This window comes from Dyadobacter alkalitolerans DSM 23607 (assembly GCF_000428845.1).
Taxonomy (GTDB): domain Bacteria; phylum Bacteroidota; class Bacteroidia; order Cytophagales; family Spirosomataceae; genus Dyadobacter; species Dyadobacter alkalitolerans.
In genome coordinates, this window is record NZ_AUAS01000005.1 from 232,887 (window position 1) to 254,773 (window position 21,887).

Annotated in this window: 20 protein-coding genes; 10 read left to right on the top strand and 10 right to left on the bottom strand. The window is 45.6% G+C overall.

Annotation, left to right across the window (positions count from 1 at the left end):
* Window positions 1–28: 28 nt before the first annotated feature.
* The 5 genes from G395_RS0112090 (at window position 29) to G395_RS0112110 (ending at window position 5,943) form a co-directional block, all read left to right on the top strand.
* On the top strand, window positions 29–955 hold the full coding sequence (locus tag G395_RS0112090) for a glycosyltransferase family 2 protein (RefSeq protein ID WP_026630271.1): 927 nt from the start codon (window positions 29–31) through the stop codon (window positions 953–955).
* A complete protein-coding gene (locus tag G395_RS0112095; protein ID WP_026630272.1) occupies window positions 912–1,478 on the top strand; it encodes a WcaF family extracellular polysaccharide biosynthesis acetyltransferase in 567 nt (188 codons plus the stop codon). Before G395_RS0112090 ends, G395_RS0112095 begins: the two co-directional genes overlap by 44 nt.
* Window positions 1,475–2,218 carry a glycosyltransferase family 2 protein gene (locus tag G395_RS0112100; RefSeq protein WP_026630273.1) on the top strand — a complete coding sequence of 248 codons (744 nt, stop codon included), beginning with the start codon at window positions 1,475–1,477 and terminating at the stop codon, window positions 2,216–2,218. Before G395_RS0112095 ends, G395_RS0112100 begins: the two co-directional genes overlap by 4 nt.
* 151 nt (window positions 2,219–2,369) lie before the next feature.
* Entirely contained in the window at window positions 2,370–3,578 is a 1,209-nt protein-coding gene (locus G395_RS0112105) for an MraY family glycosyltransferase (RefSeq protein WP_026630274.1), read from the top strand.
* Between the two features lie 94 nt (window positions 3,579–3,672).
* Window positions 3,673–5,943 carry an NADP-dependent malic enzyme gene (locus G395_RS0112110; RefSeq protein WP_026630275.1) on the top strand — a complete coding sequence of 757 codons (2,271 nt, stop codon included), beginning with the start codon at window positions 3,673–3,675 and terminating at the stop codon, window positions 5,941–5,943.
* Between the two features lie 201 nt (window positions 5,944–6,144).
* Here the strand turns inward: G395_RS0112110 and G395_RS0112115 are convergent, their stop codons facing one another.
* Entirely contained in the window at window positions 6,145–8,007 is a 1,863-nt protein-coding gene (locus tag G395_RS0112115) for a glycoside hydrolase family 2 protein (protein WP_026630276.1), read from the bottom strand.
* A gap of 114 nt (window positions 8,008–8,121) precedes the next feature.
* On the opposite strand from G395_RS0112115, the gene G395_RS0112120 reads away from it, so the two are divergent.
* Both G395_RS0112120 and G395_RS0112125 read left to right on the top strand, forming a co-directional pair.
* Complete coding sequence (locus G395_RS0112120; RefSeq protein ID WP_026630277.1) at window positions 8,122–9,186, top strand: isoaspartyl peptidase/L-asparaginase family protein; 1,065 nt, start codon at window positions 8,122–8,124, stop codon at window positions 9,184–9,186.
* A 138-nt stretch (window positions 9,187–9,324) separates the two neighbouring features.
* Window positions 9,325–10,428 carry a T9SS type A sorting domain-containing protein gene (locus G395_RS0112125; protein ID WP_026630278.1) on the top strand — a complete coding sequence of 368 codons (1,104 nt, stop codon included), beginning with the start codon at window positions 9,325–9,327 and terminating at the stop codon, window positions 10,426–10,428.
* Window positions 10,429–10,585: 157 nt separating this feature from the next.
* Here the strand turns inward: G395_RS0112125 and G395_RS0112130 are convergent, their stop codons facing one another.
* A complete protein-coding gene (locus G395_RS0112130) occupies window positions 10,586–11,410 on the bottom strand; it encodes an alpha/beta fold hydrolase (RefSeq protein ID WP_229204148.1) in 825 nt (274 codons plus the stop codon).
* Between the two features lie 292 nt (window positions 11,411–11,702).
* Between G395_RS0112130 and epsC the strand changes: the two genes are divergently transcribed.
* Window positions 11,703–12,533, top strand: a complete 831-nt coding sequence (gene epsC / locus G395_RS0112135; RefSeq protein WP_051350139.1) for a serine O-acetyltransferase EpsC — start codon at window positions 11,703–11,705, stop codon at window positions 12,531–12,533.
* On the opposite strand, the gene G395_RS0112140 is transcribed toward epsC, so the two are convergent.
* Entirely contained in the window at window positions 12,526–13,119 is a 594-nt protein-coding gene (locus G395_RS0112140) for a TetR/AcrR family transcriptional regulator (protein WP_026630281.1), read from the bottom strand. The two genes, epsC and G395_RS0112140, sit on opposite strands and share 8 nt — an antisense overlap.
* A gap of 207 nt (window positions 13,120–13,326) precedes the next feature.
* Window positions 13,327–15,423 carry a polyphosphate kinase 1 gene (ppk1, locus tag G395_RS0112145; RefSeq protein WP_026630282.1) on the bottom strand — a complete coding sequence of 699 codons (2,097 nt, stop codon included), beginning with the start codon at window positions 15,421–15,423 and terminating at the stop codon, window positions 13,327–13,329.
* Between the two features lie 143 nt (window positions 15,424–15,566).
* On the opposite strand from ppk1, the gene G395_RS0112150 reads away from it, so the two are divergent.
* Window positions 15,567–16,589, top strand: coding sequence for an aldo/keto reductase (locus G395_RS0112150; protein ID WP_026630283.1), 1,023 nt, complete (start codon window positions 15,567–15,569; stop codon window positions 16,587–16,589).
* Window positions 16,590–16,659: 70 nt separating this feature from the next.
* Here G395_RS0112150 and pyrE read toward each other — a convergent pair whose 3' ends face one another.
* Together pyrE and G395_RS0112160 are read right to left on the bottom strand one after the other, a co-directional pair.
* Entirely contained in the window at window positions 16,660–17,301 is a 642-nt protein-coding gene (gene pyrE / locus G395_RS0112155) for an orotate phosphoribosyltransferase (RefSeq protein ID WP_026630284.1), read from the bottom strand.
* A gap of 2 nt (window positions 17,302–17,303) precedes the next feature.
* On the bottom strand, window positions 17,304–18,608 hold the full coding sequence (locus G395_RS0112160; protein WP_084439610.1) for a hemolysin family protein: 1,305 nt from the start codon (window positions 18,606–18,608) through the stop codon (window positions 17,304–17,306).
* 101 nt (window positions 18,609–18,709) lie between these two features.
* Between G395_RS0112160 and G395_RS0112165 the strand changes: the two genes are divergently transcribed.
* Window positions 18,710–19,399 carry an NUDIX hydrolase gene (locus tag G395_RS0112165; RefSeq protein ID WP_026630286.1) on the top strand — a complete coding sequence of 230 codons (690 nt, stop codon included), beginning with the start codon at window positions 18,710–18,712 and terminating at the stop codon, window positions 19,397–19,399.
* Window positions 19,400–19,432: 33 nt separating this feature from the next.
* Here the strand turns inward: G395_RS0112165 and coaD are convergent, their stop codons facing one another.
* The 4 genes from coaD to G395_RS0112185 form a co-directional block, all read right to left on the bottom strand.
* On the bottom strand, window positions 19,433–19,909 hold the full coding sequence (coaD, locus tag G395_RS0112170; RefSeq protein WP_026630287.1) for a pantetheine-phosphate adenylyltransferase: 477 nt from the start codon (window positions 19,907–19,909) through the stop codon (window positions 19,433–19,435).
* Between the two features lie 17 nt (window positions 19,910–19,926).
* Entirely contained in the window at window positions 19,927–20,832 is a 906-nt protein-coding gene (locus G395_RS0112175; RefSeq protein ID WP_035361155.1) for a DUF3822 family protein, read from the bottom strand.
* 27 nt (window positions 20,833–20,859) lie between these two features.
* Entirely contained in the window at window positions 20,860–21,357 is a 498-nt protein-coding gene (locus tag G395_RS0112180; protein WP_026630289.1) for an NUDIX domain-containing protein, read from the bottom strand.
* A gap of 68 nt (window positions 21,358–21,425) precedes the next feature.
* Window positions 21,426–21,866 (bottom strand): CBS domain-containing protein, encoded by a 441-nt coding sequence (locus G395_RS0112185; protein WP_026630290.1) that lies wholly within the window; start codon window positions 21,864–21,866, stop codon window positions 21,426–21,428.
* Between the last annotated feature and the right edge of the window lie 21 nt (window positions 21,867–21,887).

Genomic DNA, 21,887 nt, shown 5'->3' on the forward strand with positions numbered 1-21,887 from the left:
TGGTAATTTTTGACTGTTGCTCCCGGGTATGATTGATTTGTCCGTCATCATTTTAACACACAATGAATCAAAGCACATTGCACGTTGCATAGAAAGCTTGCTTCTGGTGACTGATAAGATTTTCATTGTTGATTCATTTTCTACCGACGACACAGTGGCCATTGCCGAAAGCCTTGGCGCCACGGTCGTTCAGAACCCCTGGGTTTCCTACTCTTTTCAATTCAATTTCGGGATTCAGAATATTCCGTTCGGCACCAAGTGGCTTATGCGCATGGACGCCGACGAATACATTACGCCCGAACTGGCGAATGAGCTGAAAAACACATTGCATCTCACGCCTGCGGAAGTTTCCGGGCTGTATGTCAAACGCCGTGTATTTTTTATGGATAAATGGATCCACCGCGGCGGTTACTATCCGATATGGCTGCTCAGGGTCTGGCGCAGTGGCATTGGTCATTGTGAAGAGTTGTGGATGGACGAGCATATCAAGCTCAGCAGCGGCACCACCGCCCAGTTACAGCACGATATCGTGGACCATAACCTCAACAACCTGACCTGGTGGACCCAAAAGCATAACAATTATGCAATAAGAGAAGTCATTGATCTATTGAACATTAAATATAATTTTGATAGTAAAGAAACAGTAACTCCAAGCTTCTGGGGAAGTCAGGAACAGCGTACAAGGTTTTTAAAAGTCAAATACGCTAGCCTGCCTTTGTTTACGCGGCCTTTTATCTATTTCGTTTACCGGTATATTTTTAAACTTGGTTTTCTGGATGGTATGAAAGGATTGATCTGGCACTTTCTGCAAGGGTTCTGGTATCGCTTCCTGGTGGATGCCAAGATTTACGAAGTGTACTACCGGGCTGGGAAAGACAAGCAGGCTATCATAACACATTTTAAGACAGAATATGGAAAAGACCTTAAAAGCCCGAACCGATCTGTCAAAGTATGATAACAGCTGGTATAAGCCAGGCGGTTTTTTGAAACAGCTCCTCTGGTATTTTGCTAACCGGCTTTTTATCAACACTTACTTGCCTTATCCGATGGCGATCAAGCGGTTTGTGCTGGAAATGTTCGGTGCCAGGCTGGCCAAAGGTGTTGTGATCAAGCCAAAAGTGAATGTCAAATATCCCTGGTTTCTGGTGATCGGAGAAAACGCCTGGATCGGTGAAAATGTGTGGATCGACAACCTCACTATGGTGACAATAGAGTCAAACGTATGTTTATCGCAAGGTTGCCTGTTGCTGACTGGAAATCACAACTTTACGAAGAGCACATTCGACCTGATCGTCAAGCCGATAACGATCGAAAGCGGTGCCTGGATTGGTGCGAGAGCAACGGTTTGCCCGGGCGTGCGTGTCTATTCTCATGCAGTGCTTACGGTGGATTCCGTGGCTACGTCCGATTTGGAGGCCTATGGGATTTACCAGGGAAATCCGGCTAAATTTGTCAAAACAAGAAACTTATTCAGTTGAAAGTAAGTATCATAACCGTAGTTTATAATGGTGCGAAAACCATCCGGCAGTGCATTGAATCTGTTCTTGCCCAGGATTTTTCCGACATCGAGTACATTGTCATTGATGGAAATTCCAAGGACGGAACGCAGGAAATTATAGGCGAATACGGAAGCAAGATTGCCGCATTTGTAAGTGAACCCGACGGCGGAATTTACGATGCGATGAACAAAGGCATAAAATTAGCAACAGGTGATACCATAGGCATCTTGAACGCGGACGATTTTTATGCATACAATGCAGCGATCAGCGACGTGGTCGGCAAAATGGAATCGCCTGATATTCAGGGCTGTTATGGTGATCTTGTATATGTTGATGCAGTGAACGAGGTGGTGATCAAGAGAAAATGGATTTCCGGAAATTATAAGGAAGGTGCTTTTCTCAATGGCTGGATGCCTCCCCACCCCGCATTTTTTGTAAAAAAAGAACTTTATGAAAGGTTTGGCTTGTTTCGGCTAGACCTGGGCAGCGCGGCAGATTACGAACTGATGCTGCGTTTCATTCATAAAGCCAAAGCGAAAATTGCTTACGTTCCGAAAGTCCTGGTGAAAATGCGGACCGGAGGCGTTAGCAACAGCAATCTCAAAAACAGGATTGCAGCCAACCGGAACGATTTGAGGGCCTGGAAGGAAAATGATTTGAAACCGCATTTTTATACATTGTGGTTGAAGCCGTTAAGGAAAATCTTACAGTTTCGATAAAATAGAAAACCAAAAGCAGCATCAAAACCGCACAATAATTATTTTGATATACAGTGGTTTAGCTTTTATAATATAAATTAAAATTGCGACTTTTGATTTAAAGGTTACAAAATTACTACAACGTTACTAGGCTATTACATTGGCAGGCACTATGGAATTAGAGTTACCACTACAGATACTGAGTGAAGGAAACTTCAGTAACATTATTCATCATGATGTTTACCAATGCCTCCTTTCCTTTTTGATCGCCTGTTTCCTGTCCATTATCAGCATTCCGATCATCATCAATTTATCGAATCTGTTGCATTTGACAGCGAAACCTGGTTTCAGGAGCTCACATGAAACGGAAACCCCTACTTTGGGAGGCATAGCGATATTTGCGGCAACGCTGATCGCTTATTTTTTATGGCCGCATTCCGAAAACATCCTGGATTCCAACCTGATCAGCCTCGCTATGACGGGCGTAATTATCTTGTTTTTTCTTGGAATTAAAGATGATATCCTTGCTGTTGACCCTACTAAAAAGCTGATTGTACAGATATTTGCCTCGCTGATACTCGTGGCAATGGGCAATTTCAAGGTCGATAATTTTTACGGAATCTTCGGCATTCATGGTGTTTCAGACTTTATCAGCATCCCGCTTACCGTCTTCATCTTTATTGCGATCATCAATGCGATAAACCTTATCGACGGAATCGATGGACTGGCGGGTGGCATCAGCCTTATTGCGGGCTTGGGCTTCGGCATCTGGTTTATCGCAAATGATCATTTTTCGTTTGGTTGCCTGGCTTTTGCCATGTCGGGTTCGCTGCTAGGATTTTTGCGTTTTAATTTTTCCAAAACAAGCAAAATCTTTATGGGCGACACCGGTTCTCTGATTGTGGGTTATCTGCTTTCTATTTTCTCTGTTGAATTCCTGTCTTTAAATGTAGGTTACCTGCACGATCCGAATGCATATTTCAATGCTCCTATCATCGTTATGGTCCTGCTTATCGTCCCGATTTTCGATACATTACGTGTATTTATCGTCCGGATTTTCAAAGGAGGCTCGCCATTCATTGCGGACCGTAACCACATGCACCACATCCTGATCGACAATGGCCTGAATCATTTCTGGGCATCCTGCACACTTTGGATGGTAACGATCATGAATACCACGTTGTTTTTTGCATTTCACGGCGACATTACAAACACTGCTTCGTTGTACATATATATAGGAATGTTTGGCGTGTATATGATATTTGCCCACTTCCTTAAAAGGCGTGTCGTGTCTGTAAAAAAAAGAAAGAACCTGGCGAATAGTCATTCTTTCAATGGTGACGATCTGAGTTCTTCGAACAACATTCTGAGGGATTTGTAAAAATCCGGCTTCAAAAACCGCTGTTAATACCGCCGCAAATTCATTGCGTTGCACCTAATGTTTGTACCTTAGCACGAAATAATCGTCAACAGGTATGAATAAAAAGATCAGAAAAGAAGACGCCCTATACTACCACTCAAAAGGCCGCCCTGGCAAGATCCAGGTAATCCCTACCAAAGAAACCAGCACCCAGCGCGACCTTTCACTCGCCTATTCTCCTGGTGTTGCAGAGCCATGTCTCGAAATCGCTGCTAATGTTGAAGATGCCTATTTGTATACAGCAAAAGGCAACCTTGTAGCTGTTATCAGCAACGGAACTGCCGTGCTCGGACTGGGAGACATTGGTCCCGAGGCCTCCAAGCCGGTTATGGAAGGAAAAGGCCTTCTCTTCAAGATATATGCAGACATTGATGTATTTGACATTGAACTGAATACAAAAGATGTTGACGAATTTGTAAGGACCGTTAAGATCCTGGAACCTACATTCGGCGGCGTCAACCTGGAAGATATCAAGGCACCGGAATGTTTTGAAATTGAGGCCCGCCTCAAACAAGAGCTGAACATTCCCGTCATGCACGACGACCAGCACGGAACGGCCATTATCAGCGCCGCAGCCATGTTGAATGCCCTTGAATTGGTCAAAAAAGACATTAACGATATTCGGGTGGTAGTTTCCGGTGCAGGCGCTTCGGCCGTTTCCTGTACTAAACTTTACCTGGCACTGGGTGCCAATCCGAAGAACATTGCGATGTTCGATACCAAAGGCCACATTCACAATGGCCGGACGGACCTTTCGGAAATGAAGCGGCAGTTTGCAACGGATGTGGCTTACGAGTCGCTGGAAGAGGCAATGGTCGGCGCCGACTTGTTCCTCGGACTTTCAACGGCGGACATCGTCTCAAAGGATATGGTGAAGTCAATGGCGAAAGATCCCATCGTGCTCGCTATGGCTAATCCCAATCCGGAAATCCCGTATCCCGATGCCGTTGAAGCGCGGGAAGATGTGATTATGGCAACAGGCCGCTCGGATTATCCGAACCAGGTGAACAATGTTCTTGGCTTTCCCTACATTTTCCGCGGCGCGCTGGACGTGCGTGCAACGGAAATCAATGAAGCAATGAAACTGGCGGCCGTTCACGCGCTTGCCGATCTTGCCAAGAAATCGGTTCCCGACATTGTAAACCTTGCCTACAATGAGACAAACATTATTTTTGGTAAAAATTATATTATTCCAAAACCCGTTGATCCGCGATTGTTAACCACTGTGGCACCTGCTGTTGCAAAAGCTGCGATTGAAACAGGCGTTGCCCGCAAAGTCATTACGGATTGGGACGCGTACGAGCAGGAACTTTCCAGCCGCCTTGGCCGTAACGAACAGATTTCCCGTGTGATCCTGAACAAAGCGAAGCTGGCTCCAAAAAGAGTTGTTTTTGCAGATGCAGAGAACATTCAGGTGCTTCGTGCCGCGCAACAGGTTCGCGATGAAGGAATTGCGATTCCTATCTTACTGGGCAGCAAAGACATTGTATTAAACCTGATCAAAGAAAGTAAGCTGGATCTGGGCGACGTGGCTATTGTGGATCCGCGTGCAGAAGAGAATGAGGAAATCATTAACACATATGCTAATCTGCTTTTTGAAAAGCGTAAAAGAAAGGGCTTGACGCCAATTGAAGCGCACAGAAGCATTTATTTCAGAAGCTATTTCGGATCAATGATGGTGGAAAACGGAGAGGCCGATGCGCTGATCTCCGGTCTTACAAGGACTTATCCGGATACGATCCGTCCCGCATTGCATGTCATTGGAAAAGATCCCGGCGTAAATAAAGTGGCGGGTATGTACATTTTGCTAACCCCAAAAGGCCCCTTATTCTTCTCGGATACAACCGTTAACCTGGACCCGACGGTTGATGAAATCGTTGAAATAACCGAACTAACAGCAAAAGCGGTCGAGCGTTTCAACATTCAGCCCCGCATTGCATTGGTAACCTATGCCAACTACGGAAGCGCCGACGGAACCGATGCGGTGAAAATGCGCGAAGCCACCGCGATCCTTAAAAAGAGAAATCCAACGATGATCGTAGAAGGCGAAATGCAGGCCCACCTCGCATTCAATACAGCACTTTTGAAAGAAAACCACCCGTTCAGCGACCTCGTCGATGGCGGCGCCAACACGTTGATCTTCCCGAACCTGTCGGCAAGTAACATTGCTTACAACTTGCTGAAAGAAGCTGCCGAACTGGAAACCATCGGACCGATCCTGTTAGGGATGAAAAAGCCGGTCCACGTGCTGCAATTAGGAAGTTCTGTTAGGGAGATTGTTAATATGGTTGCAATAGCGGTTGTAGAAGCGCAGATGAAGAAGTAGTGTGTAGTTAGCAGGCTGTCACATAAAACAACCCCTGTCACACTAAGCATTAACCCCTGTCACACTGAGCATTAACCCCAGTCACACTGAGCAATAACCCCTGTCACACTGAGCGGAGTCGAAGTGCGTTACTGCTAGCAGCACCGCACTTCGGCTCCGCTCAGTGTGACAGGAGGATGTTTTATTATCATTAGCTTAGCTTTAAGGCTTCAACTTCACCCAGTCCGCGTTATAAAGCGGCGTATGTATCGCTTTTAGCTTTGCTTCGGGGAATTTGATCACTTTGCGGTCGTAGGTCATCAGGCCGTTTGTTTCTATTTCGACGTCAGTTGTTTGCGTGTAGACTGCGGCTGATAATCCTTTTTTGATCAGGGATTCAAATCTTTTTACGAAGGACTCGTAACGGGCGTAGAGCTCTTGCTGGTTTTTGAAACTCTGGTATCCCCAGTTATCCTTTTGCTGCCAAACGTGACCGTCTACCGGCAGCCCTAGCCCACCGAATTCACCCAGCACAATAATCTGCTTTGCACCAAAAATTTCTGGTCTCGGCATCACCGGTGCGGGGTAATTATGCATGTCGATAATGTGGCCTACCGGGAAAAAGTTGCCTCCACTGGCGCTGTTAACCAGGCGGCTTGGGTCGTATTGCATGGTCCAGTTCGTGATTTCTTCTGTTTTGAATTGTCCCCACGCTTCGTTGAAAGGAACCCATACGACAATGGATGGGAAATGGTCATTGGCATCCATAATGGCCTTCCACTCCGTCTTATAAATGTTTTCTGACTCGGGCGTGCGCTGCTTTTCCGTTTCATCACCGGTAATGCCGGGACGCTGCTCCCAGTTGTTGCCCATATCCCCGCTCGGCATGTCCTGCCACACCAGCATTCCCAGCTCATCGCAATAGCGATACCAACGCGCAGGCTCTACTTTCACGTGTTTTCTGATCATATTGAAGCCCATTTCCTTGGTTTTCAAAATGTCGAATTTCAATGCTTCGTCCGTTGGAGCGGTGTAAAGTCCGTCCGGCCACCAGCCCTGATCGAGCGGGCCGTATTGGAATAAGAACTTGTTATTCAATGCCATACGCTGAATGCCGTTTGCATCCACTTGCATCGAAATTTTACGCATAGCGAAATAGCTCTTCACTTCGTCCACCACTTTCCCGTTCCGGGTTACTGTGATCAGCAAGTCATACAAAAATGGGCTTTCGGGCGACCACAACTTAGCATTCGCAATGTTCAGCACGGCATTTTCACCGGATGCAATTTCCTGCTCAGCAACTTTATTTGTGCCGTCCAGCGCCACGATTTTGATCTTGTCCGATGCTCCTGCATTTTTAAGCGTTGTTGTAACAGTCAATGTTTGCTTATCATTGTCCGGAACTTGCTTGAAATCAGTAATGTGCGTTGTTGGAACGGTTTCCAGCCAAACAGTCTGCCAGATTCCGGTCACAGGCGTGTACCAGATTGCATGCGGATTTTTGATTTGCTTTCCTCTTGGCTGCGGACCATCGCTGCTGGGGTCCCAGACGCGAACGCTGATGTCCTGCTGCTTTTTCTTCACCAAAAGGTCCGTAATGTCAAAAGAGAAAGGATCGTAGCCGCCCTGATGCGAGCCCGCCGGCTTTCCATTGACAAACACATCACATTTCCAATCCACCGCCCCAAAGTGCAGGAGCACTCTCTGATCTTTTAGCTTCGGCGCAAAGTCAATGTTCCGCTGATACCAGAGCACACTGTCTTTTCCCACAGTCTTACCCACGCCCGACAATGCGGATTCCACGGCGAACGGGACCAATATCTGACCGTCAAAGGCAGCCGGCTTAGTTTCGGACGATTGTTTTGGAACAATTGAGAAATTCCATAAGCCATTGATATTAACCCAATTCTGGCGAACCATTTGCGGCCGCGGATATTCAGGATGGACATTGGCTGCGTTTACCTTTTCCGCCCAGGGCGAGACGATTTTCCCTTCAACATATTTCCATGCGGCAGACTTCTGCGCAGCCGAGTCGACGCTCAGGATGCATGATAGCAATCCCAATCCTAGCAGTGCTGTTTTCATTAAATTTGAGTTACTGAACAAGATGTTAATTAAATTCAAATTTAAAAGGTTTGCAGGAAACCGCTCTACTATCATTTTGCTTAGCTTTGAAATAACTCACTCAAATTCCAACCCATGAAAAAACGCTGTTACCTGGCCATTCTCCTGCTGATCAGCTTTTCTGCCTTCGCACAGGACTACTCCGATAAAATCACACTTGCCCTGCATGGCGGCGCAGGCACTATTACCCGCGCCAGCATGTCACCGGAGCAGGAAAAAGCCTATACAGAAGTCCTTAATACGGCGTTGCAAAAGGGTTATGGCGTATTGAAAAGTGGCGGAACGAGTGTGCAGGCGGTGGAAGCAACAATCAGGGTTATGGAAGATTCACCACTTTTTAACGCTGGTAAAGGTGCTGTTTTTACCAATGAAGGCAAAAATGAGTTGGATGCCTCTATTATGGAAGGCAAAACACTGAAAGCCGGCGCCATAGCAGGCGTTACCACGATCCGGAACCCGATCAGCACGGCCATTGCCGTGATGGAGAACTCCCCGCACGTCATGATGGCAGGCAAAGGCGCGGAAACATTTGCGAAAGCGCAGGGAAAGGCAATTGTTGATCCTTCCTATTTCTATACCGAGTCCCGGTTTAAGGCATTGCAACGGGCCAAAGAGCAGGAAAAAACAGAGCTGGATCATGACGCCAAAGAAAAGCAGGAAGTAAAAAAAGCGCCGAAGACGGGTTTCGTTGAACAAGACGAGCTGATATTTACAGAAGGCAAAAAATTCGGGACGGTAGGCTGTGTTGCACTGGACAAATTCGGGAATTTAGCGGCTGGAACGTCCACCGGCGGCATGACCAACAAACGATACGGCCGCATTGGCGACGCACCGATCATTGGCGCAGGAACTTATGCTAATAATGCCACATGCGCGGTTTCGGCAACGGGACACGGCGAATATTTCATCCGCTCCGTGGTTGCCTACGACATCTCGGCATTAATGGAATACAAAGGCATGACATTGCAGGATGCTGCGAATGAAGTGGTGATGAAAAAACTAGTGGAACGCGGCGGCGAGGGCGGCATTATTGCGGTTGACAGGAATGGTAATGTTGCGATGCCATTTAATAGCGAGGGCATGTATCGCGGTTATATCAAAAGCGACGGAAAAAGTGAGATCCTGATTTATAAGGACTGATTTTGAACCTTTTTAGCAGTCGGTTTTGCTATGGTTACAAAAACGCGTTTTTATACACTTGTTTCTCATTCCGGTAATACAAAACGGGCTGCTTTTGTCGTTTGGATTAAGTAACGTAACATTCAGCTTCCTTACTCTATGAAATCAGTTTACAAGGTTTTTCTTCTGATCTTACTGGCTTCTCCGCTTTGTTTTGCGACGCATATCCGGGGCGGTGAAATTATGGCCTCACATGTTTCTGGTCAAAATTATAAGATAAAAGTTCGGTTATACTTTGACAGTAATGTTGGTGAACCAGCTGCGGCTGCACAAACGAACGTGCTGGTTTGTTTTGGAGACGGTTCTACCAAAGAATTTAAACGATCGAAAACGGAAGCGTTGCCCGGCGACGTGCTGGTGTCGGACTATGATGGAACGCACACGTATCCTTCATCCGGAACATTCCAGATATCAGTTTCACTGGAAAACCGGTCGCCGGGAATTCTGAACTTACCAAATTCCGGTGATACGAGAGCTTTTTTCTGGACGGTTATTAACACACAGGTTTCTAATTCCACCCCAGTCCTTCCTTATCTAGTCTTTGAAGCGGGTGTAAAGCAATTATTCAAAATTGATCTCAAACCAACTGTTGCTGATGCCGATAGCATTACCGTGAAGCTTCCTAAGCTAAGCAAGCCTTCACCTGGCGAATGCGGCGTCCGTATGTTGGAGCATACTTATATGTATCCCAATGAAGTAAGCAGCACAGGCACATTCAAAGTCGTTCCATCGGTTAATCAGTTGGTTTGGCAGGCTCCGGAAGTGTTGGGCAATTACATATTTGCAATGGTGGTAAGCGAATGGCGTGACGGAGTTGCAATTTCTGAGACTTACCGCGAAGGTCTCATTACCGTAATCGACAAGCCCGGCCCGACCGTCGAAATCCCACCCTACGAATCGGCTGCAAATGGTGGCTTGATCACGTCTACGCCAAATGTAAAATCGGCAGAAGTTTCCATGGCCATTGAAGCGTATCCGGTTCCTACTGAGACCTTTATAACCGTAAAAGCTTATAGCAAAAACCGTTCTGTGGTAACATTACAGCTTATAGATATTCGGGGAAGGGTTATCAAGGAAATCAAAAGCGGCGGCCCGGTGATTTCAGTTCAGGAGGAGTTTGATATGCGTAATCTTGCCAAAGGGATTTACATCATAAAAGCAGCAAATGAAAATGATGCGGTGTCGCAGAAAGTATTGCGGTAAGGGCATTGTAATGGTGTAAAAGAGAAATTTCGTCTTATGTAAATACGACACTTGTATATGCAATTGGTCTCCGTATTTATCATAGGTTAATTATAATTCAGAAAAATGGCTGATCACATGATCAGCCATTTTCTTTTCAATTCAATGTAAAAAGATCTTAATTAGCCGCCTGCCCTGACGCCGCAGACATATCGAGCGAAGTGATCCTGTCTTCAACAAACTGGCTTTTCAAAAGCATTTCTTTGATCATCGACAAATGGGTGTAGGTGATCATATGTCCGGCTTTGTGCAGGAAAATGTATTGAGCGCGCTTGCTCTTAATGTGTTTCTTGGCAAAATCAATGTTGGCCGGATCGGCTATCCAATCATTTCCACCCTGGATTACGGTTGTAGGAAGGTCGAGGTTATGCCAAACGGGCAATAGCTTTCGGAGCTCATCGGAGTGGCTGTATTTCTCAGCCGTGGCCGTATTGAACTCTCCCGGCAAGAATAACTGGATAAAAGAATTCCTGCCCCATTTTGAAAACCAATAAAACTTCTCTTTTTCAGGATCTATAACGGGCGAAACCATGATCAGCTCTTTCACTTGATCCGGTTGCAGTGAAACCAGCTTAGCAGCGATCGGTGCGCCGTAAGATCTGCCCAGGACGGTTACTTTTTCTTTGCTTTTATTTAATTCAAAAACGGGTAAAAGCGCATTGGCTTGTGTGGCAATGGAAGTCACATAGCGGTGCTTCTTCTTCATTTTAAGGCGGGATTTCCCATAACCCACACGGTCAACGGACACAATGTGGAAGCGCTTTTGCAGATCTTCATCGTCCATCAAGTTCATATAACCCCATAACGAGCCGGGGGCACCATGGATCAGCAGCAACATCGGCAACGTATCCGCACCCACACTCGCAATACAAAGGGCAAGCGTATCATTTTTAATAATGCGTTCCTCAGGTTTTACTTTCTTCGCTGCATAATGTTTCCGCACCTGTTTGGCTGATATAGTGTACCGGGAAAAGCAGGAACTGAGCGAAATGGATATTAGAAAAACAATAATTACAGATCGCAAAAATTTAAAACTTGGCATACATTCAGGAATCTTACTGTAATTTATAACTTCACAGGATATTTCAATATACGATTATAAAATAGAAAAAGAGTGAAATACAGGGCGTGTTTCTTAAAGAAATAGCCTGGACAAAATTTTTCCTGTTGATTATGTGTTCAATATAAAATTGATGCCAGAAATCCGGGTTATCTAAGCCAAATTCCTACTGTTGATGACAACCAACCAACAAAACGAGTTCTTCCAGCGCCTGGCAGAGCAAAATGAGCAGTATCGCTATCAATTACCTTCGAGACACGATGCTGGTAAGTTTATTCAGGACCTGATTAATTTTCTTTTTCCGATCAGTAAGGACTGCACGAGCTGCCCGACCAAGGACATTGCGATGAAATATGCTGATTTACGCAACAGTCTGAACTGCATGCTGGAACCGCTGCTTCCGGAACTGGAAAAAAGCAAGGAGGAAATTTTGGACGATGTTTTTGGGCAGATACCCGGGATTTACGAGAAATTATTGCTGGATGCCAAATCAATCACGGATAACGATCCTGCTTCGGTAAGCATTGAAGAGGTTATTTCGGTTTATCCCGGCTTTATGGCCATTGCTACTTATCGCTTTGCCAACTTGTTTGCGCTTGCCGGCATTCCACTTCTACCCAGGATGTTAACTGAATTCGCGCACAGCCAAACAGGAATCGACATTCACCCGAACGCAACAATCGGACATTCGTTTTTTATAGATCACGGAACGGGCGTTGTTATCGGCGAAACGACGCACATTGGCAACAATGTTAAATTGTATCAGGGCGTAACATTAGGAGCGACATTTGTATCAAAGTCACTTGCTTCCAGCAAACGTCATCCAACTATTGAAGACAATGTGGTGGTGTATGCCAATGCGACGATTCTAGGAGGAGAAACCGTGATAGGCCACGATTCGATTATTGGCGGAAACGCCTGGCTGGTGCGAAGCGTACCTCCATTTTCACAGGTTTATCACCAGAGCAAAATAGAGATACGCCAGCAAACACCTTCGATTACATAATACTCCTTATAAATCTGCGAACACCTTCCATATACACGGGCTCAGCCTGCGGAAACGCATATCTGGGCTGTGTGGTCATGGTAATGCTGATAAAACCATAGGTAAGGCACCACCACTCATAATAGGTTTTGGTGACCATCTCGCCCGATCTCGGACGCAGGCTGGCGATCATTTCCCAAACCGGATTGCCCTTAATGCTCATGGCCTTTCCGTACACATTCTTGGAATCGCAATAAGCGCCTTCCAGATTGAACATTACCTGAAAAACCTCCGGATTCTCGATCGCAAACACCCAGATCCGCTGCGCTACTTCTGCCAACTGCTTCTGGGGATTGCTGAAATGGGTCTTGATTTTTGAAAACTCAGCCTGCAAGATATCGAACCCTTCCATGCGGATCGCTTCGAGCAATTTGTCCTTGCTCTCAAAATATTCATAGAGAATCGGAGGGCTGTATTCGATCACTTCAGCAATTTTGCGGATAGAGACCGCTGTCCACCCGTCCTCACGGGCTATTTCCTTTGCTGTTTTGACGATATCCGAACGTACCTGTATTCTGAGGCGTTCTCTTCGCTCTACTATTCCCATACTATAATGCTGATTTTAAGATGGAGTCAGATTGATATGCATTCAAATATAAACATATAGTCCTTACCGCTCAAGAGGATTTTGACCCGTTTATTCAAAACATTTTGTCCTTTAAATTATTTTTTCCTGCAAACACCCCAGATTAAATCTAACAGCGGATTATTAAATTTAAGCGTAAAAAAATTTTTTTAAACGCCTGAAAATGTTTTATTCAGCCCTTTTTGTGGGTCCTGTTTTCTCAATTTTTTCGACCAGACGGTAATTCGATTCCTGTGCGCGAACCTTCCCGCGCGAGTCGTCGGTAATTCTTAAATTGTTCTGATAAAGGTCCAGCCTGACCGACTTCTGGTTGTCGCTTACATAGTTTCTGAGCACAAGACGCATCTGATTTTTCAGCGCTTCATCCAGGATCGGGAAGCATACATCAATGCGGCGGTGCAGGTTGCGGTGCGTCCAGTCGCAGGACGACAAATACATTTCATCGTTGCCGCGGTTGGCAAAATGAAAGATCCGCGTGTTCTCCACATAGCGATCCACATGACGGCTTACTACAATGTTATCACTGATCGACGGCAGCCCGGAAATGAGCCCACAGCTTTCACTGACGATCACATGCACCGGAACTCCGGCCTGCCCGGCCTGATAAATCTTATCGATCAGCATATGGTCTTGCAGCTGATTTATTTTAATGGTCACAAAGGATTTCAGCCCCGCGTTACAATTGGCAATTTCGCGGTCTATCAGGTCCAAAAGCCTTTTTTGAAGTGTAAATTGTGTTACAAACAGATTGTTAAATGGTAAATACTTATACTTTTTCGGCTCGTCCTGCGTAGACAAATATCCAAAAAGCAATTCCAGCTCATTGGTCAGTTCCCGGTGGCTTGTTAACAATGCGTGATCTACGATTTCCCGGCTGGTAAGCCTGTAAAAACCGCCCGTTCCAAAAAATGCGTATCGTTCCCAGCCTTTGTGGACTTTGCGTTTGACCAAAGCAATTTTAGCATGTACTTTCAATCCGGGGACGCTCAGAATGATCTTTACGCCCGCATCCCGCATTTTTTTGGACCAATGCAAATTTTCCTGAATGTCGAGCTTCGTATTAAGCTCTACATAAGTTGTTACCCGCTTGCCGTTGCGTGCTGCGCTGATCAACGAATTCAGTATAAAGGAATTAGGGCTGATCTTATAAAGCGAAACGTGGATCTCGCGCACATGCGGATCGACGGCAGCTTCATTAAAAAACCGAACAATCGGCTCGTAAGAATGGTAAGGTAAATGCAGCAGCTGATCTGCCTTTTGTATGGATTCAAAGACAGAGGTAACGTCGTCGAAATCCGGGTTCTGGATTGGGCGCTGAACAGGATAATCCAATCGCCGCGAAAGTTGCGGGAAGGTCATCAGGTCCTGCATATAAATGTAATGTCCCCGCTCGTGAAACTCGTTCATCGGGATGGCAGCCTTGCTGACCAGATATTCACGCATATACAGCGGCATACCCGATTCATAGAAATATTGTGCGGGCTGAACGAAATTGCGTTTTTCCAGTTGTTTCAAAATGCGTTGCGCAAGCTGCATCGGATACTCATCTTCTATCGACAGTTCGGTGTCTTTCTCGACCCGTAATGCATAGCTTTCCAAAACATCGTAACCCGGAAAAAGCAAGGGCAGATGTTCCCTGATAACATCTTCCAGGAAAGCAACCTGCTTTTTCCCATCCAGTTCCGGCAACTCCACGAAGCGGCCAAAAAGCTCGGACGGAATATTTACAATGGCGTACCAATCCTCCTCCGTATCATCCCTATGCTGCAACCTTACAACCAGATACAACTGTTTGGATTCAAAAAAAGCCATTTTCGAGCTTCTCCTGCTATCCAGAAAAACGGGCTGTAACTGCCTGAACAGCTTGCCCACAAAAAATTTCCGCAAAAAAGATAAATGCTCGTTCGCAAATGTTTCCCTATAATATAAATGTACGCCCTGATCATGGAGTGCCGGAAGTATTCTGGCTGTCAGGATGTCGTTGAACTCCCGCAGCTGGTTTTCAACCGTTTCGTAAACGTGTTCCAGCAATGACTCAGGGAAAAGATTGAGTTTGGTACGGATATCGTTGCTCACCTCCCCCATGGCCAGCAAGCTGGGAACACGTGCACGGAAGAATTCTTTGGTTTGATATGCGTAAATGCCAAGAAAACGTAAACGTTCCCTCACCGGTACAGTTTCATCGTTGGCTTCCAGTAATAATCGGTAATTATTAGACAGCCAGCTTAGATTTGTATCGAAGTAGGGATAAGCAACATCTATCATTGATTAAGGTAAAAAAGATTCAAAATTTGCTACAATATAAATACATTTGGCCGGTAAGGATCTAACTTTGCGACACAAAGATTTAACAAAGTTCGGCAAGCATCCGATGTTATTTCTTTCATTTAAAACTTAATTACAGTACTATGCAATATCAATTATTGGGCCGGTCAGGTTTACGTGTTTCGGAAGTTTGCCTGGGCACCATGACCTTCGGAACTGAATGGGGATGGGGAGCGGATAAGCATGAAAGCTATAAGATATTCGAAAGTTTCGCAGGCGCAGGGGGCAATTTTATCGATACAGCTAACCGCTATACAGAAGGCTCTTCTGAAAAATATGTAGGTGAATTCATTGAAAATGACCGTGATCACTGGGTCTTAGCGACCAAATTCACACTGAAAGACCGGAACGACGACCTTAATTTTGCCGGTAACCACCGCAAAAACATGATGCGCTCGGTGAGAGCAAGCTTGAAGCGGCTGAATACGGAATACATTGACCTGCTATGGGTTCACCTTTGGGACAATACAACCCCCGTTGAGGAAGTAATGCGCGGCCTGGACGACCTGGTCACACGAGGTTTGGTTCATTACGTCGGCATTTCGGATACACCAGCCTGGGTGGTTTCACAGGCAAATACCATTGCAGATTTCCGCGGCTGGAATGCATTTGCGGCCATTCAGTTTGAATATTCACTCATTCAGCGCACACCGGAACGCGACTTGCTTCCTATGGCAAAAGCGCTTGGACTTGCGGTAACACCCTGGGGCACAATAGGTGGCGGCGCACTCACCGGAAAATATTTACGCGGTGAAGCCGGCCGCGTTCCCGACCATAGCATCCGCAGAAACGAGCATAGTAGCATTATAGCACAAACTGTGGTGGATGTGGCCAGTGAATTGGGCGTAACGCCGGTGCAGGTGGCGATCAATTGGGCGCGGCACCGCGATCAGGTAATGATCCCGATCATTGGTGCTTCAAAGGAAAAACAACTTGTGGATTCGCTTGGCTGCCTGTCGTTCAAGTTGCCGGATGAAATGATCGCGCGGCTTAACGAGGTAAGTAAAATCGAGCTAGGTTTCCCGCATGAATTTCTTAAATCCGAAGGCGTGAAGGAAGAGGCGTTCGGAGGACTTTATGAAAAGCTAGAGAACCACAGGAATTGAAAATGTGATTAACATTCGGCCAGCAATTTTTTTTATTAATATTGAAATAAACCTGCTGGCCGAATGCCTTTTATTTGCCCCAGCTTTCGGGAGCCACGCGCCATGCGTTGAGACTTTCCAGCTGAGAGCTGTCGATGTAATTATGTTCCAATGCGGTATCTATCAATGCATTGTAGTTGCTCACGGTGCTGAGCTTTACATTTTTCTCTCTGAAATTGTTTTCTGCAACCGCGAAGCCATAGGTAAAAATCGCGACCATTCCAGCCACTTCAATTTTCGCTTCCCGCAACACATCAACCACTTTTAAAGAGCTTCCGCCGGTTGAGATCAGGTCTTCAATGATAATCACCGACTGACCTTTTTCCAGTCTGCCCTCGATCTGATTGCCCATGCCGTGCTTCTTAGGCTCAGGACGAACATATGCGAAAGGCAATTCCAGCAGGTCCGCTACCAATGCTCCCTGGGCAATGCCGCCCGTTGCTACACCTACAACTGCCTGCACATCAGGATATTGCTTTTTGATCAATGTCGCCAAGGTCTTTTTGATAAAAGTCCGCGTGTCAGGATAAGATAACGCCACACGGTTATCGCAGTAAATGGGAGACAGCCAGCCCGAGCTCCATTGGAACGGCTTGTCGGGGCTTAATTTTATTGCTTTGGCTTCGAGCAGTAATTCGGCGATTCTTTTGGTAATATCCTGTTGGTTTAGCATTGCTAGTCTTCGGATTCTTCGTTTGTACTATGATTGATTACTAATAATTTATCGATCCGGCTCCGGTCCATATCAATCACTTCAAACTCGAAGTGCTTCCATTTGAACTTCTCGCCGGTCGTAGGAATATTTTCAAGAATGTGCAGCACAAAACCGCCCAATGTATTAAACCCAACAAACTCCCGGCGCTCTGCTTCCTGAATGTTGAGATTAAAATACTGGATAAAATCATCGAATGGCAGCTGCGCATCGATCAGAAAGCTGCCGTCATCCCTTCGGACCACCTCGGATGCTTCTTCAATGTCCTCCGAAATATCGCCAACGAGCGCATCCATGATGTCGTGCATGGTTAAGACTCCTAAAAGACCGCCATACTCGTCCACAATGATACCAAAATAGACACGCTGCTCTTTGAATTTGGCCAGAGCCTGATATGCACGGTTGCTTTCGGGCAGATAAACCGGGTCTTTTACAACCGCATTCATATTGGCAAGCTGCGCTTCTATATCCGTTGCAATGAGGTCTTTCACATAAACCAAACCCACCACATCATCCACAGCGCCGCGGCAAACAGGATAAATCGAATGTCTTGCATCGAAAATCTTGGCTTTATTTTCCTCAACAGAATCTTCCAGGTCCAGCCAAACGATCTCCTGGCGATTGGTCATGAGTGACGTCACTTTTCTGTCTCCCAACTGGAACACATTGTGAACGATCTCCTGCTCAATTTCTTCAAAAACACCGCCGGAGGTTCCTTCCTGTATCAAACTTTTGATTTCCTCTTCTGTGACGGAATTTTCGCTTTGTTTGATATTTAAAATCTTGATAATGAAATCACTGGAAAAGCCGAGTAAGGCGATAAATGGCGCCGTGGCTTTCGAAAGCAGGTTCATAGGCATGGCCATGAACTTAGAAATGGATTCGGGGTTAGCCATTCCGATCCTTTTCGGAACCAGCTCGCCTAGCACCAGTGATAAATAGGTAATGAACACAAGCACTGATCCGACGGCCAGGGAATGGGCATATGGCATCAGAAACGGAATGGTAGCAATGTATTTTTCAAAATCACTCGTAATGTTGTCACCGCTGTACATACCCGTTAAAAGACCGATGAGTGTGATGCCGATTTGCACAGTGGACAGAAAACGAGTGGGTGAATTAGCAAGATGAAGGGCAGCTTTCGCACTGGAATCTCCATTTTTTGCAGCGGCTTCGAGACGTGATTTGCGGGATGAAACAAGTGCAATCTCAGACATGGAAAAGACACCATTGAGCAGCACAAGAAGTAGAATTATCAGGAGTTCCAAGAACTGTATATTTGATACAAGCACAAATTTATCAATAATAATCACTGTCTAAACTAAACTCTTTACTTAATTTTGGCATCGATTCACGTACCATTTGAAAAATGATCATTTTTTTTGACGACCGTCCTTTGCGAATTGTACGGAACAATCAGCTTTCTGCAACGGAAACTTCCGCCTTCGATCACATTGTAGACCTGAGACTTGATAAGCTGCAAAAAAAGATGTTGACCGGCCACGTGCTCTTTCTGAACACCACTGCCGCCTCTGCCATGCAGCTCATTGAGCTCCTGGACAAAGCTGTCCCGGCAGACATGTTATCAGTCACAATGGCGACGCGGGAAAGGTCGGAAGTAGAAGAGAAAATTAAAGGCAGTTACAAAGTTATCAAGGCCGCGGGAGGTGTTGTGGTGAAGGAAGGAAAGTGGCTTTTCATGTTTCGCCGCAAAAAGTGGGACCTGCCCAAAGGCAAGCTGGACAAAGGTGAAAATTCCAGAACGGCTGCTATCAGAGAGATTGAAGAAGAAACGGGCGTAAAAGCATCAGTTAAGGACAAAATCTGCACTACATGGCACACTTACAGCCTCAATAACAACCGGATTTTAAAGCGGACCAAATGGTATCTTTTCGACTGCATTGATGATGCCAATATGCAGCCCCAGGTAGAAGAGCAGATTGAAAAACTAGGCTGGTACACGCAGAACGAAGCCAAATCTATTCTAATAAATTCTTATAGTTCAATCCGTTATGTGATTGAGAGCCTCAATAAGACCCACGACATTAAAGAGCAATAATATCGCAGGACTTTACATTTCATAAACTCAGCCTTACTGGTTGAGTTTATTTAGTTCAGAAAGGGAATAAGGGAGAAAATCATCCACACGCTGCCCGTAGCGGTGCAAATCGCGGATAATGCTCGAACTGATCGGCGCCAGCATTGGTGAAGTGATCAAAAATACCGTTTCAATTTCTTCGTAAAGATATCGGTTAACCTGGGAAATGCCGTTTTCGTACTCGAAATCGGTCGTGTTGCGCAATCCTCTCAGCAGAAATGTTGCTCCTAGTTCACGTGCTGTATGCGCAGTAAGGTCATCATAAGTAACAACCTTCACATTAGTTTGATCTGAAAAAGTCTTTTCGATCATTTCCTTCATTACATCGAGCGGGAAATAGCGCTTTTTGGTTGCATTGTTCCCTATGCCAATGACCACTTCATCAAACAGCCGTAATCCGCGTACAACAATGTCTTCGTGCCCTTTTGTGAATGGATCAAACGATCCCGGAAATAGTGCTATACGCTTCATAAGAGCAGTATTTACAATTAAGATGATACGAGGTAGGTATTGAAAAGGCCAAAATAACGATGTCCCGGAACGTCCGCACATTGCCTGTTGTATTTCAGCGTTGTTGGCCCGTTGCCGATCTGCAAATTGGGAAAAAATCTTGAAAGCTCGGTGTAAGCGTCGGAAGAAGATGCGATTTCACCATAGCAAAGCACTTTCATCTCCTCGGGAAGGAAATTAAGCTGGCTTAGTGTGAACAGAATGATGTAAGCCAGTTCCTGCGTTTTGGAAAAGCGGAACCGGTTGCAAAGTATCAGTTGCTGGCTTTCGGTAATAACCAGCGTGAAATAATCTTTTTCAAAATAAACGGATACCATCCTCAGCTGCTGATGTTCCAGATGGCTTACGAGTGCGCCAATGATCAGCGGGCTGGTCAAATGGTAGAATGTGATCTGCGACGACCCAAAATGGTTGATCATCCAGTCGTACCAGATCTGCGGAACGCTGAAAACATTATGCGCACGGACGAGCGGCAGATCGTGATACAGCACTTTCTCATCCTTAGGAACCGGGTTACCCAATGCAAAAGCCAGATAATCAGCCGTAGCATCTTCCTGAAAAATTAGGTTAGGGATTAAGCTGAATGCATGAGAATTAATCGAAATCCTAACATTTTTCCAGCTATGCGATGACCAGAGCAAATGTCCTGTAAAAACCTTTTTGAGCCTTTCAAAGATCTCAGTAGGGTTTAGAACGGTTTCAAAGCTGTAATCTTCCAGCCAGATACATTCCATGTTTTCATCGCGGACAATGCAAAACCGGATGCGTCTTTCATCTACCTCAATGCACAATGTGCACAAAGGGATACTGGACGCGTCGAATGAGTTATCGCCTACAAGCAGCGTAGGAATAATTTCAATGACCTGGTTTTCAGAATTTGCCACAATAAAGGGGTAAAGTTAAAATCTATATTAATGTTTCAGGCTGGGTAAGAACTTGTCGAACCTGAATAGCTCTTCCAAAGATCGCACCCTGCTGAAAATGCTGTGATATGCGTCTGACGGAAAAGATTTGATTTCATCGAGCCGTAAAAACTTAACTTCTTCAATGATCTGGTTTGCCACTGAAATTTCCGGATCAGCGCCTTTATCTATCTTGCCTTGCACTGCTTTTATTTCAAAAAAAAGCTCAATAGCGTGAAGTGGAGGCCGTACATGCTCATTGACAAACAGTAAATCCCCGATTTCGGCATCCAGACCGGTTTCTTCTTTGATCTCCCGTTTCAAGGCCGCCCAGGCAGTTTCCCCGAAAAGGATCCCTCCGCCCGGCGGGCTCCAAAAAGACTGCCCTTTGCCATACAATGAATGATTTACCAAAAGAATCTGATCCCGGACAATGTATATGCCACTCACGCGGACACGCACATTACCCCCGTATAAATTCTTTACTTCATCATTCAAAGTCTGCACCAGCGCTCACTTTTTTAGAGCGGCAAAGATAACCAACCTGGGATAATTGACAAGATATAATATAAGGATCAGGAATAAGGACTTCCTGAAATGTAGCTTTCGAGCGTGTTGATGTGCTCCTTTTGTTCGTAGATAATAGCGGAAACAATGTCATTGATGGAAATGATTCCGACTAGCTTTCCATCCTGATTAACAGGCAGATGTCGGATATGTTTATCAGACATGATCTGCATACATTCTTCAATTTTCTGGTCTGTTTCAACCGTAATCACTTTACTGGTCATTACCTCCCGGATGCGCGTGTCCCGTGAGCTCTTTCCCTGTAAAATAACTTTTCTGGCATAATCCCTCTCGGAAAAGATCCCGATCAATTCATTATCTTCAAGAACCAAAACTGCACCGATGTTCTTAGCAGCCATGAGTTCCAGAGCCTCAAACACTGTATTGTCCTGCGTTACCGACCAAAGCGCATTGACAGGCTTGTTGCCCATTACATGTTGTACTAGCATAGATGATTGTGGTTTTGGAGT

Coding starts and splice junctions, on each gene's coding strand:
- G395_RS0112090 (WP_026630271.1), top strand. CDS start 29: ATGATTGATTTGTCCGTCATCATTTTAACACACAATGAATCAAAGCAC.
- G395_RS0112095 (WP_026630272.1), top strand. CDS start 912: ATGGAAAAGACCTTAAAAGCCCGAACCGATCTGTCAAAGTATGATAAC.
- G395_RS0112105 (WP_026630274.1), top strand. CDS start 2,370: ATGGAATTAGAGTTACCACTACAGATACTGAGTGAAGGAAACTTCAGT.
- G395_RS0112110 (WP_026630275.1), top strand. CDS start 3,673: ATGAATAAAAAGATCAGAAAAGAAGACGCCCTATACTACCACTCAAAA.
- G395_RS0112115 (WP_026630276.1), bottom strand. CDS start 8,007: ATGAAAACAGCACTGCTAGGATTGGGATTGCTATCATGCATCCTGAGC.
- G395_RS0112120 (WP_026630277.1), top strand. CDS start 8,122: ATGAAAAAACGCTGTTACCTGGCCATTCTCCTGCTGATCAGCTTTTCT.
- G395_RS0112125 (WP_026630278.1), top strand. CDS start 9,325: ATGAAATCAGTTTACAAGGTTTTTCTTCTGATCTTACTGGCTTCTCCG.
- epsC (WP_051350139.1), top strand. CDS start 11,703: ATGACAACCAACCAACAAAACGAGTTCTTCCAGCGCCTGGCAGAGCAA.
- G395_RS0112140 (WP_026630281.1), bottom strand. CDS start 13,119: ATGGGAATAGTAGAGCGAAGAGAACGCCTCAGAATACAGGTACGTTCG.
- ppk1 (WP_026630282.1), bottom strand. CDS start 15,423: ATGATAGATGTTGCTTATCCCTACTTCGATACAAATCTAAGCTGGCTG.
- G395_RS0112150 (WP_026630283.1), top strand. CDS start 15,567: ATGCAATATCAATTATTGGGCCGGTCAGGTTTACGTGTTTCGGAAGTT.
- pyrE (WP_026630284.1), bottom strand. CDS start 17,301: ATGCTAAACCAACAGGATATTACCAAAAGAATCGCCGAATTACTGCTC.
- G395_RS0112165 (WP_026630286.1), top strand. CDS start 18,710: ATGATCATTTTTTTTGACGACCGTCCTTTGCGAATTGTACGGAACAAT.
- coaD (WP_026630287.1), bottom strand. CDS start 19,909: ATGAAGCGTATAGCACTATTTCCGGGATCGTTTGATCCATTCACAAAA.
- G395_RS0112185 (WP_026630290.1), bottom strand. CDS start 21,866: ATGCTAGTACAACATGTAATGGGCAACAAGCCTGTCAATGCGCTTTGG.